The sequence below is a fragment of the Vallitalea sediminicola genome (genome assembly GCF_054408565.1).
The window spans coordinates 1-304 of sequence record NZ_BTPT01000280.1 but is presented as its reverse complement, the minus strand read 5'-3'; the positions used below and the strand labels follow the sequence as shown (position 1 = coordinate 304).

General features: G+C 28.9%; 1 protein-coding gene. It reads left to right on the top strand.

Annotated features, from left to right (window positions below; translation table 11 throughout):
- On the top strand, nucleotides 1-221 hold a 221-nt coding region (locus ACX6CF_RS26750), incomplete at its 5' end, for a substrate-binding domain-containing protein (protein WP_458788421.1).
- Nucleotides 222-304 lie beyond the last annotated feature (83 nt).

The window sequence follows — 304 nt, the reverse complement described above, 5'->3', positions numbered from 1 at the left end:
TAAAAGTACCCGAAGATATATCAATTATTGGTTGTGATGATATTCCAACTGCTAAATATATTATTCCGCCTCTTTCAACCATTAGAGTTTATACGGAATTCATGGGGGAGACAGCTGTAGAAACAATAGTTGAACGTATTAATACAGGAAGAAATATTCCTAAGAAAATAACTATACCTTCAAAATTAATAATTAGGGAAAGTAGTAGAAAAATAAGATAAAGTAGACCTTTCGTTTGCTATTAGTGATAACATAAAAAAGTACCGGTTAAGTAATGTTATATTACTTAATGGTACTTTTTTAT